At 71.2% G+C, this 16,909-nt stretch carries 11 protein-coding genes; 5 read left to right on the top strand and 6 right to left on the bottom strand.

Translation table 11 applies throughout. The annotated features are described in order from the left end of the window. Positions 1 to 524: 524 nt before the first annotated feature. The gene (locus ACWDXC_RS05425; protein ID WP_364175932.1) at positions 525 to 1,730 is read right to left on the bottom strand and encodes a DUF6395 domain-containing protein; all 1,206 of its coding nucleotides are present in this window, start codon (positions 1,728 to 1,730) and stop codon (positions 525 to 527) included. After that, positions 1,721 to 2,065, bottom strand: coding sequence for a hypothetical protein (locus tag ACWDXC_RS05420; protein WP_219501018.1), 345 nt, complete (start codon positions 2,063 to 2,065; stop codon positions 1,721 to 1,723). The genes ACWDXC_RS05425 and ACWDXC_RS05420 overlap by 10 nt, the downstream gene beginning before the upstream one ends. Positions 2,066 to 2,367: 302 nt before the next feature. Between ACWDXC_RS05420 and ACWDXC_RS05415 the strand changes: the two genes are divergently transcribed. Beyond that, entirely contained in the window at positions 2,368 to 3,417 is a 1,050-nt protein-coding gene (locus ACWDXC_RS05415) for an endo-1,4-beta-xylanase (RefSeq protein WP_449978321.1), read from the top strand. On the opposite strand, the gene ACWDXC_RS05410 is transcribed toward ACWDXC_RS05415, so the two are convergent. After that, positions 3,404 to 4,177 carry an enoyl-CoA hydratase/isomerase family protein gene (locus ACWDXC_RS05410; RefSeq protein ID WP_449978319.1) on the bottom strand — a complete coding sequence of 258 codons (774 nt, stop codon included), beginning with the start codon at positions 4,175 to 4,177 and terminating at the stop codon, positions 3,404 to 3,406. The two genes, ACWDXC_RS05415 and ACWDXC_RS05410, sit on opposite strands and share 14 nt — an antisense overlap. Positions 4,178 to 4,290: 113 nt before the next feature. Here ACWDXC_RS05410 and ACWDXC_RS05405 point away from each other — a divergent pair, with 113 nt between their 5' ends. Next, a complete protein-coding gene (locus ACWDXC_RS05405; protein WP_449978317.1) occupies positions 4,291 to 6,204 on the top strand; it encodes an N-acetylmuramoyl-L-alanine amidase in 1,914 nt (637 codons plus the stop codon). Here the strand turns inward: ACWDXC_RS05405 and ACWDXC_RS05400 are convergent. Then, on the bottom strand, positions 6,170 to 7,066 hold the full coding sequence (locus ACWDXC_RS05400) for a MurR/RpiR family transcriptional regulator (protein WP_219501009.1): 897 nt from the start codon (positions 7,064 to 7,066) through the stop codon (positions 6,170 to 6,172). The two genes, ACWDXC_RS05405 and ACWDXC_RS05400, sit on opposite strands and share 35 nt — an antisense overlap. Positions 7,067 to 7,113: 47 nt before the next feature. Then, complete coding sequence (gene glgP / locus ACWDXC_RS05395) at positions 7,114 to 9,696, bottom strand: alpha-glucan family phosphorylase (protein ID WP_449978315.1); 2,583 nt, start codon at positions 9,694 to 9,696, stop codon at positions 7,114 to 7,116. Between the two features lie 241 nt (positions 9,697 to 9,937). Here glgP and ACWDXC_RS05390 point away from each other — a divergent pair, with 241 nt between their 5' ends. From ACWDXC_RS05390 to ACWDXC_RS05380, 3 genes are all read left to right on the top strand, one after another. After that, positions 9,938 to 12,142 carry an alpha-1,4-glucan--maltose-1-phosphate maltosyltransferase gene (locus ACWDXC_RS05390; protein WP_449978313.1) on the top strand — a complete coding sequence of 735 codons (2,205 nt, stop codon included), beginning with the start codon at positions 9,938 to 9,940 and terminating at the stop codon, positions 12,140 to 12,142. A gap of 71 nt (positions 12,143 to 12,213) precedes the next feature. Further along, complete coding sequence (treS, locus tag ACWDXC_RS05385) at positions 12,214 to 13,914, top strand: maltose alpha-D-glucosyltransferase (protein WP_219501002.1); 1,701 nt, start codon at positions 12,214 to 12,216, stop codon at positions 13,912 to 13,914. 3 nt (positions 13,915 to 13,917) lie between these two features. Continuing rightward, positions 13,918 to 15,261, top strand: coding sequence for a maltokinase N-terminal cap-like domain-containing protein (locus ACWDXC_RS05380; protein ID WP_219501000.1), 1,344 nt, complete (start codon positions 13,918 to 13,920; stop codon positions 15,259 to 15,261). Between the two features lie 17 nt (positions 15,262 to 15,278). Here the strand turns inward: ACWDXC_RS05380 and ACWDXC_RS05375 are convergent, their stop codons facing one another. Further along, positions 15,279 to 16,799, bottom strand: a complete 1,521-nt coding sequence (locus ACWDXC_RS05375) for an MFS transporter (protein ID WP_449978310.1) — start codon at positions 16,797 to 16,799, stop codon at positions 15,279 to 15,281. Between the last annotated feature and the right edge of the window lie 110 nt (positions 16,800 to 16,909).

The following is a 16,909-nucleotide window of genomic DNA, read 5'->3' as shown; positions in this document are numbered from 1 at the left end:
GCAGTAGAAGGCCGCAGACCGCGCGGAAGGGGCGGCAGCCCGTCGCCGAGTCCCCCGTAAGGTTGGGCACCGGCCGGCCCGTTCGCCGCTGTACGCGCGGAAGGACAGCGCCGCGTGGGGGCGCACCTCTCGTCCCGTACGACGGCGGCCCTGAGGGGCGCGGCGACGCGGGGCCGGCCTGCCGGACGCGCGCTGGCCTGCCGGACGCGGGCTGGCCTGCCGGACGCGGGCCGACCCCGCCGCGAGCGCGCCGGCAGCCCGTGGCCACGTCCCGCGAGGGAGCGGGGCGCGGCGGCTGTCCTGTCCGTATGGGACGGGCGCGGCGGCCTCCGGGGCCACGTCCCACGTCGGAGCGGGTCGCGCCGGCCCGCCTGGGAGCGGGTGCGGCGGCAGCCGGTGGCCACGGCACACGCGAAAGCGGGCGGCGGGTCGTCGCCGAGTCCCCCGTGAGGTTGGGCACCGGCCGGCCCGTTCGCCGGGGGCGTTCGGGAGGGTGGGGCGGCCGGGGTGTGAGGTGGCTGGGGTCAGGAGCCCCATGATTCCACTCGATGGCGTTCCGGGTCGGTCATGAGGCCGACGTGGGTGGTCAGGAAGGCGGCCGCCTGGTCGCGCCAGGGGGGTGGGATCTCGTCCAGGGACGGGGGGTAGCAGTGGTCGAGCCAGCGGGTGGACTCCTCGGTGGCCTCGAAGTGGTCCAGGGCCTTGGCGAACATGGTGTGCTCGATGCCGGGGATGCGGGCGAGGCCGTACTCGATCATCTCCTGGCCGCCGTAGGGCGGCGGCTGGAGCCACTTCTTGGCTTTGCCGCTGGTCGGCGGGATGGGGGTGTCGAGGGGGCGGCGTTCGACGGCGGCCTGGATGATCTCCTTGTACAGGCACTTGGCGCAGTTGCGGCAGGGCCCGTCGGTGCCGATGAGGCACCAGCGGACGTAGTCCTTGAGGTCGGAGTTCAGGGCCAGGCGCATGGTGACGGCCTCGCTCACGCCGCCCACGGGGAGGACGATGTGCACGCCGGCGGCGGCGAAGAGGCGGCCCCACGCGCCGTGCGGGGCCCACATGGGGTTGTCGGGCGTGTAGCGCAGCAGGTAGCGGTCGCCGCCGAGCCAGCGTGAGCCGAGTTCGTAGCCGAAGGCGAGCCCGCCGAGGTCGAGGCGGTCGGCGAGGAGCAGGGCGCCGGCGGCGACGGCGTGGTGCTCGGGGTAGCCGGGCCGGGGTTCGGCGAGCGTGAACTCCAGGTCGGAGGAGACGGTGGTGAGGTCGCGCCCGGTCCGCGCGGCGAGTTTGGCGAGCACGTCGGAGCGGTAGTGCGGCCAGCGGTTCGGCACGCGGGGGTGCGGGACGCGGCGGAAGTGGACGAACGGCGCGTCGGGGTAGATCGCGGCGGCGGCCACGGAGTCGGCCCCGCCGCTGTAGGAGATGGCGAGGGCGCGTCCGGTACGGCGTGGCTCGGCGGCGACGGGGCCGGCGTCGACGCCCCAGCCGTCGTGCAGCGCGGCGGCGACGTCGGCGGAGACGGCGCGGTCGAAGGTGATCCGGCGGCGGGTCCAGGGGGCGACGACGGTCCAGGCGGCGACGGCGAACAGGTCGGGGTGGGCGTCGTCCGGCACGCCGGCGATCGTGCAGGTGTTGGTGGCGAGCTTGACCGGGTGCTCGTCGGCGGCCCGGCCGGTGATCTCGTCCTCGGGGTCGAGGCGGAAGGTGAGCCGTCCGCCGGTCCAGTTCACGCGCACGGGCGTGCCTCCGTTCCGCGGTCAGGCACGGCGCCGGGGCCCGCCGAGCGGAGTTCGTCGACGGCCTGCCAGAGGAGGACCTCGTTCTGCAGGAGCCCGTCGAGCGCCTGGGCGGTCTCGTGGGCCAGGCGGCAGGTGTCGGGGGCGGGCGGCGGGGGCGTCTCCTTGAGGCGTTTCACCTCGGCCCGGAGGGCGGCCAGTTCGTCGCGCAGGGCGCGGGTCTCGCGGTGGGCGTCCTGGAGGTCCCGGCGGTGGTCGGCGATCGGGACGTAGTGGGAGTCGAGCCAGGCACGCACCTTGGCACGCAGCCGGGAGGGGACCAGGACGCGCATCATGACACGCCACCATAGTGGCAAGAAGCCCCCCAGACCCGCCCGCCCTGGCAACACCGGCATCACGGCGGCCGGGCGTGGCGGCGGCAGGCGGAGGGGTGTTGACGTCACGCCGCCGGGCGCTTACGTTTCCCGCTGACGGCGAAAACTATCGCCATCATTCCGAAATTTTCGGAGGCCCGGCGTGATGTCACGAGGCGTGGTCGCGATCGGGGTACGCACGCGCTCGGCCCCCTGCCCGTCGCCGGCCGGAGCGTGACGCTCCTGCCGCGCGCCCTCACCACGATCGTGATCGGAGATCACCGATGAGAGCACTCGCCCTCGCCCTGGTCCTGCTGCTGGCCCTGCCGGGCACGGCGTACGCCCAGGGCGGGCACGACCCGCGCGACCTGCGTGAGCTGGCGCGCAAGAACGGCATCAGGATCGGCTCCGCGGTGGACGTGGCCGCGCTGCGGGCCGAGCCGGACTACCGGGCCGCGCTCAACCGCGAGTTCGACCACGTCACCGCCGAGAACGCGATGAAGTGGGAGTCGGTCGAGCCGGAGCGCGACGTCCACACCTGGGACGACGCCGACGCGGTGGTGCGCAACGCCCGCCGCCACGGCCAGAAGGTACGCGGCCACACGCTGGTCTGGCACAACCAGCTTCCGGCCTGGCTGACGGCGGGCGTCGAGGACGGCTCGATCGGCGCGGCCGAGCTGCGGGAGATCCTGCGCGAGCACGTCACCACGCAGGTCCGCCGCTACCGGGGCCAGGTCCGGGCCTGGGACGTGGTCAACGAGGCGTTCGAGGACGACGGCACGATGCGGCAGAGCATCTGGCGCAAGCACCTGGGCCCGGGCTACATCGCCGACGCCTTCCGGTGGGCGCACCGGGCCGACCCGCACGCCAGGCTCTACCTGAACGACTACAACCTGGAGTGGAGCGTCCCCAAGATCGAGGCGACGCTGGCGCTGGTCAAGGAGCTGAAGGCGCAGCGGGTGCCGATCCACGGGATGGGCTTCCAGGGTCACCTGGGCATCCAGTACGGCTACCCGGGTGACTGGGCGAACGTGATGGGCCGCTTCGCCGAGCTCGGCCTGGAGATCGCGATCACCGAGCTGGACGTGCGGATGGAGCTGCCGGTGACGGCGGAGAAGCTGGCCACGCAGGCCGAGTATTACACCCGCGCGCTCACCGACTGCCTGAGCGTGCGGGCGTGTGCGGAGGTCACGGTGTGGGGCTTCACCGACCGGCACTCGTGGGTGCCCGAGTGGTTCGACGGGGAGGGCGCCGCGTGCCTGATGGACGAGAGCCTGGCCGGGAAGCCCGCCTACGACGCCCTGCTGGCGCTGGGGAAGGTCAGCGGCCGGTGAACTTGGGGGTGGACTTCTCGGCGAACGCGGTCATGCCGATCTTGGAGTCGTCGGTAGCGAACAGGCCGGAGAACTGCAGCCGCTCGATCTCCAGACCGGTGTCGAGGTCCACCTCCAGCCCCTGGTCGACGGCCTGCTTGGCGGCCCGCAGCGCGACGGTGGGGCCGCCGGTGAAGGTCGCGGCCCACTCGCGGGCGGCGCGGTAGACGTCGGCGTCGGGGACGACCCGGTCGACGAGGCCGATGGCCAGCGCCTCGGCGGCCGGGACGTGCCGGCCGCTGAAGATGAGGTCCTTGGCGCGGGCGGGGCCGATCAGGCGGGGCAGCCGCTGGGTGCCGCCGGCGCCGGGGATGATGCCGAGCTGAATCTCCGGCTGGCCGAGCTTGGCCGACTCGCCGGCGACCCGGAAGTCGGCGCACAGCGCCAGCTCGCAGCCGCCGCCGAGCGCGTAGCCGGTGATGGCGGCGATGACGGGCTTGCCGATGCGGGCCACGGCGGTGAAGCAGTCCTGGAGGGTGCGGGAGTGGGCGGCCATGTCGGCGTAGGACATGCCGGCCATCTCCTTGATGTCGGCCCCGGCGGCGAAGACGCGCTCGCCTCCGTAGAGGATGACGGCGTGCGCGTCGGGGTCGGCGTCGGCGATGCGCGCGGCCTCGGCGATCTCGCGCTGGACCTGGCCGTTGAGCGCGTTCATCTTGGGACGGTCAAGCGTGATCGTGGCGATCTGGTCGGCCACCTCGACACTCACGAAATCAGCCATGAGCCGACCCTACTAGTTAACGTCTGAAAAATTCCTTCGCAAAACTCTCGCCGAAGAAGGAAAATGTTGAGACGCTGACGGGGTTACAGCACCCCCCAGTCAAGGAGCGGTACATGCGCAGAGCGCTGGCGATCGCCGCGGTCGCCATTCTGCCCTTAGTCAACCTCACCGGCGCCCGCGCCGCCGCCGAACCGGACGACCGGCAGGCCGCCTTCGCGGCCGCGGCCGAGGAGTTCAAGGTTCCGCAGAGCGTGCTGCTGGGCGTCTCCTACCTGGAGTCACGCTGGGACGCCCACGCCGGCCAGCCCAGCAACGACGCCGGCTTCGGGCCCATGCACCTGACCGACGCGGCCGCGTACACCGGGACGAACCACCATCAGGAAGGCGAGGAGGACGCGCGCGGCGACGAGAGCAGGCCGCTGGTCGTCCCCGAGCACCAGGCGGCGCCGGTGGAGATCCCCGCGTCGCTGCGCACGATGGAGAAGGCCGCCGAGCTCACCGGCGAGACCCACGAGCGGCTGCGCACCGACCCGGCCGCCAACATCCGGGGCGGCGCGGCGCTGCTGGCCGACTACCAGAAGGCGCTCGGCGCGCCGCTCAGCGACAATCCCGGCGAATGGTACGGCGCGGTCGCCCGTTACTCGGGGGCCGAGGAGGCCGAGGCAGCCAAGTTCTTCGCCGACGAGGTCTTCGCCACCATCGAGCAGGGCGAGCAGCGCGTCACCGACGACGGCCACCGGGTGAAGCTCGACCCGGTCCCCGGCCTGGACAAGGTCGAGAAGTGGCTGGAGAAGCTCGGCCTGCGCCCGCCGCGCCGCGACGGCGTCGAGTGCCCGCCGACGATCTCGTGCGAGTGGATCCCGGCCGCCTACGCCGAGCTGCCGCCCGACGACTACGGCAACCACGACCTGTCGAACCGGCCGCACAACCAGAAGGTCGACTACATCGTCATCCATGACATGGAGGGCTACTTCGGCCCGTCGATCGGCCTGGTCCAGCGGGCCACCTACGGCGCGAGCTGGCACTACTCGCTGCGCTCCTCCGACGGGCACATCGCCCAGCACATCAAGACCAAGGACGTCGGCTGGCAGGCGGGCAACTGGTACATCAACGCCAAGTCGATCGGCCTGGAGCACGAGGGCTTCCTCGCCGAGGGCAGCACCTGGTACACCGAGGCGATGTACCGCACGTCCGCCAAGCTCGTCCGCTACCTGGCGTTCAAGCACGGCGTGCCGCTCGACCGCGCGCACATCATCGGCCACGACAACGTGCCCGGCACGCTGCCGACCACCGTCCGCGGCATGCACGAGGACCCGGGGCCGTTCTGGGACTGGGCGCACTACTTCAAGCTGCTCGGCAAGCCGCTGCACCCGTTCGGCGGCCCCAACTCGGGCAGCGTCATGATCAGGCCCGACTTCGCCACGAACAAGCCGTACTTCTACGGCTGCGACCGCAAGAACCCCGAGGCCGCCTGCCCGCCGCTGCCCGCCGGCACCGTCTGGCTGCGCACCGAGCCGCGCGCCGACGCGCCGCTGATCAAGGACATCGGCAAGCACCCCACGGGCGAGTCGCTCTACAGCGTGTACGACCACAGCGCGCGGGCCAGCACCGGCCAGCGCTTCGCCGTGGCCGACCGGCAGGGCGACTGGACGGCCATCTGGTATCTCGGCCAGAAGGCGTGGTTCCACAACCCGGCCGCCGCGCCGACCGCCATCCCGTCGATGGGCCTCGTCGTGACGCCCAAGCCGGGCCTGGCCACGGTCCCGGTGTACGGCAGGGCGTACCCGGAGAAGGAGGCCTACCCCGAGGGCATCCCGTACCAGGCGGTGACGCCGCTGCAGTACACGTTCTCGGCGGGCGAGAAGTACACGCTGTCGGGCACGGCGGCGGCCGAGTACTACCGGGCCGTCACCTTCGACCCGGCCGGCCACACCGTGGTCCGCGGCAAGACGAAGTATCTGCAGATCCAGTTCGGGCACCGGGTGATGTTCGTCAAGGCTGACGACGTGCGGGTGACGCTCGCTTAGTGAACTCCTCGACGGCGCGCCTGGTGCTCGCGAGAGCCTCCTGTGAGGAGTCGAACGTGCGCTGGGCGACGCCGACGAAGACGCAGTCGACGACGAGGAGCTGGCTGATGCGGCTGGCCAGCGCGCCGGGCCTGAACTCGGTCTCGCGCCCCGCCGAGATCAGCACGTGCTCGGCCAGCTCCGCGATGGACGAGCGGGGGTTGTTGGTGATCGCGACCGTGGTCGCGCCCGCCTCCCCCGCCCTCGTCAGCGGCTCGATCACGTCGGGCGTCTCGCCCGAGGTGCTGATGCCGATCGCCACGTCGCCTTCCCGGAGCAGCACCGCGCTGGTCAGCGCCAGGTGGGCGTCCTGGAAGGCGTGGCTGGACAGGCCGATCCGCATCAGCTTCTGTGCCATGTCCTCGGCGACCAGGCCGGAGGCGCTCACCCCGTAGGCGTCGATCCGGCGGGCCCCGGCGATGGCGTCGACCACCAGGCCTAGCCGCTCGGAGGTGAGCTGGGCGACGGTGTCGTTGATCGCCTCGGTCTCGGCCCGCGCGACCTTCAGGATGACCTCCGACAGCGGGTCGTCGGGCGCGAGGTCACCGGGGACGAGCCGGTCGGGCTGGGCGGCGGCCGCCGCCAGGGCCAGGCGGAGCTGCGGGTAGCCGGCGAAGCCGAGCAGCCGGGCGGTGCGCACGATCGTCGCCTCGCTGGTGCCGGAGGCGGCCGACAGCTCGGTGATCGTGCTGCGCGCGACCGTCGCCGGATCCTCCAGGATCAGCCTGGCGACGGTGCGCGCGGCCGGGGTCAGGGACGGCAGCACGCCGCGGACCGTCGCCACCAGTGTGTCTGCCCGCAGGCCGTTCCCGCTGTCGTCCACAGTGCAGATTATGCCGCTGGTTCAGCACATTTCTACCGGGAGCCGCCCTACCGCAACGTCCCGTTGGTCATCCCGGCGGGCTCCTCCGGAACGGCGACCAGCCCCAGCTCCGCGCTGGCGGCCACCAGCGGGTGGTGGGGCACGACGCGCACGGTGTAGCCGAACGCGCCGGTGCGGTCGAGCGGGACCACGCCGGTGTAGTGGGCGCGGCCGTCGTCGTCGACGCCGTCGGCGGAAAGCGCCAGGTAGGTGGGGTGCAGCAGCTCGTCGTGCGGGCCGACCCGGCCGTAGGCGGCCTCCACGCGGACGTCGCCCGGCTCCAGGTCGCCCAGTGCGACCGTGGCGCGCAGCTCCAGCGACGCGCCGACCTCCGGCGTGTCACCCACGCCGGACGCCTCCACGTGCTCCACCCGCACCCCGGGCCAGCCCTTGGTCACCTTGAGCCGCCAGGCCGCGAACGCCTTGGCCGGCGCGTGGTGATCGGCGGACAGCTCGCGGGCGGCCCGCGCGGCCGGGGTGTAGAGGTCGACCACGTAGTCGCGCAGCATCCGCCCGGCGAGCACCTTGGGGCCGAGCGAGGTCAGCGTGTGCTTGACCATCTCCATCCACCGGCGTGGCAGCCCGTCGCCCGCCCGGTCGTAGAACCGGTCGGACACCTCGTGCTCGATCAGGTCGTAGAGGGCCGCCGCCTCCAGCTCGTCGCGCCGGTCGGGGTCGCTGACGCCGTCGGCCGTGGGGATCGCCCAGCCGTTGGTGCCGTCGTACCACTCGTCCCACCAGCCGTCGCGGATGGACAGGTTGAGGCCGCCGTTGAGCGCCGACTTCATGCCGGACGTGCCGGACGCCTCCAGCGGGCGCAGCGGGTTGTTGAGCCACACGTCGCAGCCCTGGGTCAGCAGCTGGCCAAGCGCCATGTCGTAGTCCGGCAGGAACACGATGCGGTGGCGCACCTCGGGCCGGTCGGCGAACTTGACGATCTGCTGGATCAGCTTCTTGCCGCCCTCGTCGGCCGGGTGGGCCTTGCCGGCGATCACGATCTGCACCGGCTTGTCGGGGTGGAGCAGCAGCTCGGTGAGCCGTTCGGCGTCGCGCAGCATGAGCGTGAGCCGCTTGTAGGACGGCACCCGGCGGGCGAACCCGATCGTCAGCACGTCGGGGTCGAGCACGTCGTCGATCCAGCCGAGCTCGGCGGGCGAGGCGCCGCGGTCGCGCCACGAGGCGCGCAGCCGCTCCCTGGCCCCTTCGACCAGGCGCCGGCGCAGCGTGCTCCGGATGTGCCAGATCTCCGCGTCGGAGATCTTCTGCACGCCCTCCCAGCCGCGCGCCCGCTCCAGCAACGACGGCAGCTCGCGCCCGGCCAGCTCCATGAACTCGCGGCCCACCCAGGTCGGCGCGTGCACGCCGTTGGTGATCGAGCCGATCGGCACCTCGTCGACGTCGAAGCCGGGCCACAGGTTCTTGAACATCTCCCGGCTGACCTCGCCGTGCAGCTCGGAGACGCCGTTGACGCGCTGGGCCAGCCGCATGCCCATGACGGCCATGTTGAACCGGCTCGGGTCGGCCTCGGCGCCGAGCGCCAGGATGCGCTCGACGGGCACGGTCGGCCAGGCGTTGTCGCCGCCGAAGTGGCGGGCGATCATGTCGACGGGGAACCGGTCGATGCCCGCCGGAACCGGCGTGTGCGTGGTGAACACCGTGCCGGCCCGTACGGCCTCCAGCGCCTCGTCGAACGAGAGCCGCGCCTCGGTCAGCTCGCGGATGCGCTCCACGCCGAGGAAGCCGGCGTGGCCCTCGTTGGTGTGGAAGACCTCGGGGTCGGGATGCCCGGTGATGCGGCAGTAGGCGCGGATGGCCCGCACGCCGCCCACGCCCAGCAGCAGCTCCTGCATCAGGCGGTGGTCGGTGCCGCCGCCGTAGAGGCGGTCGGTGATGTCGCGGGCGGCGCTGTCGTTCTCGGCCACGTCGGAGTCGAGCAGCAGCAGCGGCACCCGGCCGACCTGCGCCACCCACACCTGCGCGTGCAGCACCCGGCCGGCGGGCAGGCCGACGCGGACCTTGACCGGCGTGCCGTCGGCCTCCTTGAGCTGGCTCAGCGGCAGCCCGCCCGCGTCGAGCGACGGGTAGTGCTCCAGCTGCCAGCCCTCGGGCGAGAGCGACTGGGTGAAGTAGCCGTGGCGGTAGAGCAGCCCGACGGCCAGGATCGGCACGCCGAGGTCGCTGGCCGCCTTCAGGTGGTCGCCGGCCAGGATGCCGAGGCCGCCGGAGTACTGCGGCAGGGCGGCGGCGATCCCGTATTCGGGCGAGAAGTAGGCGATGGCCCGGGCGGCGTCGGGCAGCGTCTGGTACCAGCGGGGCGCGGTCATGTATTCGCGCAGGTCGTCGGCGGCGTCGGCGAGCCGGCGCTGGAAGCGGCGGTCGGCGGCCAGCTCGGCCAGCCGTTCGTGGCCGACGGCGCCCAGCAGCGCGACGGGGTCGTGGCCGACCTGCTCCCAGAGTGCGGCGTCGACCTCGGCGAAGAGGTCCATCGTCTCCGGGTGCCACGACCAGCGCAGGTTGTGGACGAGCTCGCCGAGTGCGGCCAGCTCCGCGGGCAGGACGGTCCGGACGGTGAACCGGCGGATAGCTCTCACAATTTCGAACCCTATGGGCTAGGAGGGACCTCTGAGTCCTTCACCGCGAGGGAGGAACTTCAAACCCCTTCCAGGAGGAAGCATGAAGAGGGACTATTGGGGCAACTTCTTCCAATGTCAGTTCTCCCGGGGACACTCGGGGGTTCTATCCACTGCTGCCCGCAATTCCCATGCAAGGATCGTTCCTGCCACGGAAAGCCTCCGGCGGTACCGAGTGTGCCGTCGCAACCCTTTGAATGCGATGATCGGACGAATTCCCATCACGGACATCTCCCCCGTCGTCGACTGCGGGCAGTGGCCCGCCAAGGCGGTCGCCGGCGAGACCTTCGAGGTCTCGGCCACCGTCTTCAGGGAAGGCCATGACGCCGTGGCCGCCGGGGTGGTGCTCACCTCGCCTGACGGCCGCCGCGAGCGGCTGAGACGGATGCGCGAGCTCGCCCCGGGCACCGACCGGTGGGCGGTCGACGTCTGCCTGCCCGCCGAGGGCGAGTGGCTGTTCCGCGTGGAGGCGTGGAGCGATCCCATCGCCACCTGGCTGCACGACGCGGAGATCAAGATCCCGCGCGGCATGGACACCGATCTGATGTGCGAGGAGGGCGCCCGGCTCTTCGAGCGCGCCGCCAGGGCGGTGCGCCAGGCCGACTGCCCGGGGCCGAACGGGACGGGCCACCCGGCGGTCCAGGCCCGCACGACCGGCACGGCCGCCCCGGGGACCACTGCGGGGACCATTGCAGGGACCACCGCGAGGACCACCGCCGGGAACGGGGGCGCCAACGGCCGCAACGGGGCCAACGGCGGCAACGGAAGCAACGGGGCCAACGGCAACGGCGACGGGGCCTGCGGGCACCGGGCCGCGCTGCTCGCGATCGCCTCGACGCTGCGCAACGAGGAGCTGGACCCGCGGGCCCGGCTGTCGATCGCGCAGTTGCCGGAGACGGCCGCGCTGCTGGCCGCCCACCCGCTGCGCGACCTGGTGACCAGGGCGAAGCAGCACCGGATCAGGGTGGACCGGCGCCGGGCGCTGTACGGGTCCTGGTACGAGTTCTTCCCGCGCTCCGAGGGCGCCGTGGTGAGCGAGTCCGGCATCACCAAGTCCGGAAATTTCCAGACTGCCGCCAAGCGCCTGCCCGCCATCGCCAAGATGGGCTTCGACGTCGTCTACCTGCCGCCGATCCACCCGATCGGCCACACGTTCCGCAAGGGCCGCAACAACACGCTCAGCCCGGAGCCCGACGAGCCCGGCTCGCCGTGGGCGATCGGCTCGGAGGACGGCGGCCACGACGCGATCCACCCTGATCTGGGCACCATCGGCGATTTCGACGCGTTCGTCGCCAAGGCCCGCGAACTGGGCATGGAGATCGCGCTCGACTTCGCCCTGCAGTGCTCCCCGGACCACCCGTGGGTCAAGGAGCACCCCGAGTGGTTCACGATCCGGGCGGACGGGACGATCGCCTACGCCGAGAACCCGCCGAAGAAGTACCAGGACATCTACCCGCTGAACTTCGACAAGGACCCCGAGGGCATCTACGCCGAGGTCAAGCGGGTGCTGCGGCACTGGATGGACCACGGCGTGCGGATCTTCCGGGTCGACAACCCGCACACCAAGCCGGTGGCGTTCTGGGAGCGGCTGATGGCCGACGTGCACGCCACGGACCCCGACGTGCTCTTCCTGGCCGAGGCGTTCACCCGGCCGGCGATGCTGCAGACGCTGGCCAAGGTCGGCTTCCACCAGTCCTACACGTACTACACGTGGAAGAACTCCAAGTCCGACGTCGAGTCCTACCTGTCGGAGCTGGCCCACCAGACCTCGCGCTTCCTGCGGCCCAACCTGTTCGTCAACACGCCGGACATCCTGCACGAGTACCTGCAGCACGGCGGGCTGCCGGCGTTCAAGATCCGGGCCGTGCTCGCCGCGCTGGCCTCGCCGACGTGGGGCGTCTATTCGGGGTACGAACTCACGGAAAATGTCCCAGTACGCCCCGGTAGCGAGGAATACCTGGATAGTGAGAAATATCAGTACAGGCCGCGCGACTGGGCCACGGCCGAACGCGAGGGCCGCAGCCTCGCGCCTTTCATCACACAGCTGAATTTGTTCCGAAGAGCCCATCCGGCGCTCCAGGAATTGCGTAATCTACGGTTCCACATGGTCGACCAACCGGACATCATCTGCTTTTCCAAACGACTCCCGGGCGCCTATGACACGGCCACACGAAGGCACGGGCTGGGCGACGTCGTTCTGGCGGTGATCAATCTGGATCCGCACCACACCCATGAGGCCACGGTCGAACTCGACCTGCCCGCGATCGGTCTCGACTGGAACGCCGAGTTCGTCGTCGACGACGACCTGTCGGGCGAGTCGTACCGCTGGCGGCAGCGCAACTACGTGCGCCTCGACCCTCACATCCAGCCAGCCCACATTCTGACCGTACGGGCCTCGCCACGGTAGAACTGAATTCAGCGGGGAGTCTTCAACGTGTGTGAAAGCGCCTCCCTCATGAGCTTCCCTGGGGGTCGCTCATGAGCTCCACACCCATTCCCAACTCCTTCGACGAGGAGAAGCCGCGCGATCCGCAATGGTACAAGCGCGCGGTGTTCTATGAGGTGCTGATCAGGGGTTTCGCCGACTCCAACGGCGACGGCACCGGCGACATCAAGGGCCTGATCGGCAAGCTCGACTATCTCCAATGGCTCGGCGTCGACTGCCTGTGGCTGTTGCCGCTGTACGAGTCGCCGCTGCGCGACGGCGGTTATGACATCGCCGACTTCATGAAGATCCTGCCCGAGTTCGGGGATCTGGGAGACTTCGTGAAGCTGGTCGACGAGGCGCACAAACGCGGCATGCGGGTCATCGCGGACCTCGTGATGAACCACACCAGCGACGCCCATCCCTGGTTCCAGGCGTCCCGCCACGACCCGGAGGGCCCGTTCGGCGACTTCTACGTCTGGTCGGACTCCGACAGCGCCTACTCCGACGCCCGCATCATCTTCATCGACACCGAGACCTCCAACTGGACCTACGACCCGGTGCGCGGCCAGTACTACTGGCACCGCTTCTTCCACCACCAGCCGGACCTCAACTACGAGAACCCGGACGTGCAGGACGCGATGCTGGAGGTGCTGCGCTTCTGGCTCGACCTGGGCATCGACGGCTTCCGCCTGGACGCGGTGCCCTACCTGTTCGAGGAGGAGGGCACCAACTGCGAGAACCTGCCGCGCACGCACGAATACCTCAAGCGCGTGCGCGCCGAGGTGGACCGGCTCTACCCGGACCGGGTGCTGCTGGCCGAGGCCAACCAGTGGCCGTCGGACGTGGTCGAGTACTTCGGCGACCCGGTCGGCGGCGGCGACGAGTGCCACATGGCCTTCCACTTCCCGCTGATGCCGCGCATCTTCATGGCCGTGCGCCGCGAGTCCCGCTACCCCATCTCCGAGATCCTGGCCCAGACGCCGAAGATCCCGGAGAACTGCCAGTGGGGGATCTTCCTGCGGAACCATGACGAGCTGACCCTCGAGATGGTGACCGACGAGGAACGCGACTACATGTACGCCGAGTACGCCAAGGATCCGCGCATGCGCGCCAACGTCGGCATCCGCCGCCGCCTGGCGCCGCTGCTGGAGAACGACCGCAATCAGATCGAGCTGTTCACCGCCCTGCTCCTGTCGCTGCCCGGCTCACCCGTCCTCTACTACGGCGACGAGATCGGCATGGGCGACAACATCTGGCTGGGCGACCGCGACGGCGTCCGCACGCCCATGCAGTGGGACCCCGACCGCAACGCGGGCTTCTCCGACTGCGACCCCGGCCGCCTCTACCTGCCGGTCATCATGGACCCGATCTACGGCTACCAGGGGCTCAACGTCGAGGCGCAGCAGAAGAACGCGGGCTCGCTGCTGCACTGGACCCGGCGCATGATCGAGATCCGCAAGCGCCACCCGGTCTTCGGCCTGGGCGAGTTCGCCGAGCTCAACTCCTCCAACCCGAGCGTGCTGGCGTTCGTCCGCGAGCTGGGCGACGACCGCATGCTCTGCGTGAACAACCTGTCCCGCTTCCCGCAGCCGGTGGAGCTGGACCTGCGCAGATTCGTCGGCGTCTCCCCGGTGGAGACGATGGGCGGGGTGCCATTCCCGGCAATTGGCGAACTTCCGTATCTTTTGACGCTTCCTGGGCATGGGTTCTACTGGTTCACCCTCCCGCCGGCCATCACCCAGGAGGAGTAAGACGTGCTGGATGAGCTCCTTGCCGCATGGATCAGCAGACAGCGCTGGTTCGGTGGCAAGGGGCGCCCGATCGACTCCCTGTCGATCGAGTCGGACGTCGTCATCCAGTCCGGCGACCCCAGCCTGCGCCACCTGATCGTCTCCGTGTGGCAGGACGGCTCCCGCGAGCGCTACCAGCTCCTGCTCGGGCTGCGCACCGAGCTGCCCGACACGCTCAACCACGCCCTCATCGGCCCGTACGCGACGGGTGGCGCCGAATGGTCGGCCTACGACGCCGTCCACGACAACGAGCTGACCCACTGGATGCTGGAGTCGATGGCGGGCGGCACCGGCCAGGACGGCGTGCGCTTCCGCCACCTGCCCGGCGTCGAGATCGACACCTCGCCGCGCAGCCTCGTGCTGGGGGCCGAGCAGTCCAACACCTCGCTGGTCTTCGGCGACGCGTACATCTGCAAGCTGTTCCGGCGGCTCATCCCCGGGGTGAACCCCGAGCTGGAGGTCGTCACCGCGCTGGCCGAGCGCGGCGCGCCGCACGTCGCCCAGCCGTACGGGTGGATCGAGACCGACCTGGACGGCACGCCCACCACGCTGGCCATCATGCAGGAGTTCCTGTCGAACTCCACCGACGGCTGGGACCTGGCGCTGACCAGCGTGCGCGACCTGTACAACTCGCTGTCGGGGATGTCGGCCGCCGACGCGGGCGGCGACTTCGCGGCCGAGGCGACCAGGCTCGGCGCGGCCACCGCCGCCGTCCACCGCGAGCTGGCCGCCGCCTTCCCCACCGGCGTGGTCGAGATGCACGAGGTCAAGCGGATGGCCGAGGGCTTCAGGCGCAGGCTCGGCCGGGCGGTCGCCGAGGTGCCCGAGCTGCGCCCGTACGTCGGCGTGCTGGAGGCCGCCTACCACCAGGTCGAGGAGCTGACCACCGAGGTGCCCGTGCAGCGGGTGCACGGCGACTACCACCTCGGCCAGGTGATGCGCACCACCACCGACTGGGTGGTGCTCGACTTCGAGGGCGAGCCCGGCCAGCCGCTGGCCGAGCGCCGCGCCCTGTCCTCGCCGCTGCGCGACGTGGCCGGGATGCTGCGCTCCTTCGACTACGCCGCCCGCCACCTGCTCGCCGGGCACTCCGAGGCCGAGAGGCTGGAGCCCAAGGCCGAGGAGTGGTCCGCCCGCAACCGGTCGGCGTTCCTCGACGGCTACCTCCAGGGCGGCGGCCTCATCACGCCCGGTGACGCCGCCCTGCTGCGGGCCTTCGAGCTGTCGAAGGCCGTCTACGAGGTCGTCTACGAGGCCCGCAACCGCCCCGCCTGGATCTCCATCCCGCTGGCGGCCTTCCGCCACTGACCAGGCCAACGGGCCGGTCAGTCGTGGGCCGGGGCGGGGGTGTCGGCGCTGAGAGCGGGGACGTGGCGGAGCGCGGTGGCCGCCATGATCGCCGCCGCGAGGACGACGGCGGCTCCCGCGCCCGCCGCGACCGCCAGCCCCGAGCCGAACGCCTCCCTGGCCGCGTCGGCGAGGGCGGCGGCGACGGGACCGGGCTGGCCGGACGCGACGGCGATCGCGCCGCCGAGGGTGTCACCGGCCGCCTCGGCCGCCTCCGGCGACACCCCGTCCGGCACGGTGAGCCGCGCCGTGTAGACGGCGGCCGCGATGCTGCCGAAGATCGCCAGGCCGAGCGCGCCGCCGAACTCCTGGGCCGTCTCCGACAGGGCCGCCGCCGAGCCCGACCGCTCCGGCGGGGCGGACCCGACGACCATGTCGGTGCCGAGCACGAGCAGCGGCGACGCGCCGAGGAAGAACAGCGTCTGCCCGGTCACCAGCGGCGCGAGACCCGGCTGGGTGAGCAGGAGCAGGCCGCCCGCGCCCAGCACCAGCCCGGCGGCGGCCACGTACCCGGGCCTGATGCGGCGCGCCAGCGGCGGCGCGGCCACGAAGCCCGCGACGACCGCCAGCGTGGACGGCAGCGTCCACAGCCCGGCCTCCAGCGGCGACAGCCCGAGGACGAGCTGCATGTACTGGCCCGCGAGCAGGCCCAGGCCCGGGCCGACCAGGATGACGAGCATGAGGCTGGCCAGCGAGCCGCTGAAGCGGCGGTCGGCGAACAGCTTGAGGTCCAGCAGCGGCGCCGGGACCGTGCGCTGCCGCCGGATGAAGACCACGGCCAGCGCCAGGCCGGCGGCGAGGGCGAGGATCGCGAGCGGGCCCGGCTCACCGGCGGCCAGCTCCTTGACGCCGTAGGTGGCGGCGAGCGCGGCCACGACCGACAGCACGACGCTCACCAGGTCGAGGCGGCCCGGGTCGGGGGCGCGGTACTCGGGCAGCAGCAGCGGCCCGGCCACGAGCAGCACGGCCATCACCGGCACGCCCAGCAGGAACGCCGACCCCCACCAGAAGTTCTCCAGCAGCGCGCCGCCCACCAGCGGCCCGATCACCATGCCGCCGCTGAACCCGATCATCCAGAAGCTGATCGCGGTGGTCCGCTGGGCCGGGTCGTGGAACATGTTCCGGATCAGCGACAGCGTGGACGGCATCAGCGTGGCCCCGGCGACGCCGAGCAGCGCCCGCGCGGCGATGAGCACCTCGGCGCTCGGCGCGTAGGCGGCCAGCGCGGAGGCCACGGCGAACGCGCCCGCGCCGATCAGCAGCAGCTTCCGGCGGCCGATGCGGTCGCCGATCGTGCCCATCGTGATCAGGAACCCGGCTATGAGGAACCCGTAGATGTCATTGATCCACAACAGTTGCGCGCCGGTCGGGCGCAGGTCCTCGCTCAGGGCCGGGGCGGCCAGGTGGAGCACGCTCACGTCAATGGAGAGCAACAGGGTCGGCAGGATGAGGACGCCGAGTCCGATCCACTCCCGCCGGCCGGCACGTTCTATGTTCATGCATGGAACGTTAAGAACTCAATTGCGCTTGAGGTCAAGTTCTCCCGGATAAACCCAAGATTCCGCACTTTCGGTGATTGTCTCGGTGAAAGCGGGCAGTGGCTGGGTTG

The sequence above is a fragment of the Nonomuraea sp. NPDC003214 genome, from assembly GCF_053590035.1.
Note: the sequence above shows the minus strand (reverse complement) of the source record. Positions and strands in the feature narration are given on the sequence as shown.

Bases quoted from the DNA above. Each gene is read 5' to 3' on its own strand.
- ACWDXC_RS05420 (WP_219501018.1), bottom strand. From the start codon at position 2,065: ATGATGCGCGTCCTGGTCCCCTCCCGGCTGCGTGCCAAGGTGCGTGCC.
- ACWDXC_RS05415 (WP_449978321.1), top strand. From the start codon at position 2,368: ATGAGAGCACTCGCCCTCGCCCTGGTCCTGCTGCTGGCCCTGCCGGGC.
- ACWDXC_RS05410 (WP_449978319.1), bottom strand. From the start codon at position 4,177: ATGGCTGATTTCGTGAGTGTCGAGGTGGCCGACCAGATCGCCACGATC.
- ACWDXC_RS05405 (WP_449978317.1), top strand. From the start codon at position 4,291: ATGCGCAGAGCGCTGGCGATCGCCGCGGTCGCCATTCTGCCCTTAGTC.
- ACWDXC_RS05390 (WP_449978313.1), top strand. From the start codon at position 9,938: ATGATCGGACGAATTCCCATCACGGACATCTCCCCCGTCGTCGACTGC.
- treS (WP_219501002.1), top strand. From the start codon at position 12,214: ATGAGCTCCACACCCATTCCCAACTCCTTCGACGAGGAGAAGCCGCGC.
- ACWDXC_RS05375 (WP_449978310.1), bottom strand. From the start codon at position 16,799: ATGAACATAGAACGTGCCGGCCGGCGGGAGTGGATCGGACTCGGCGTC.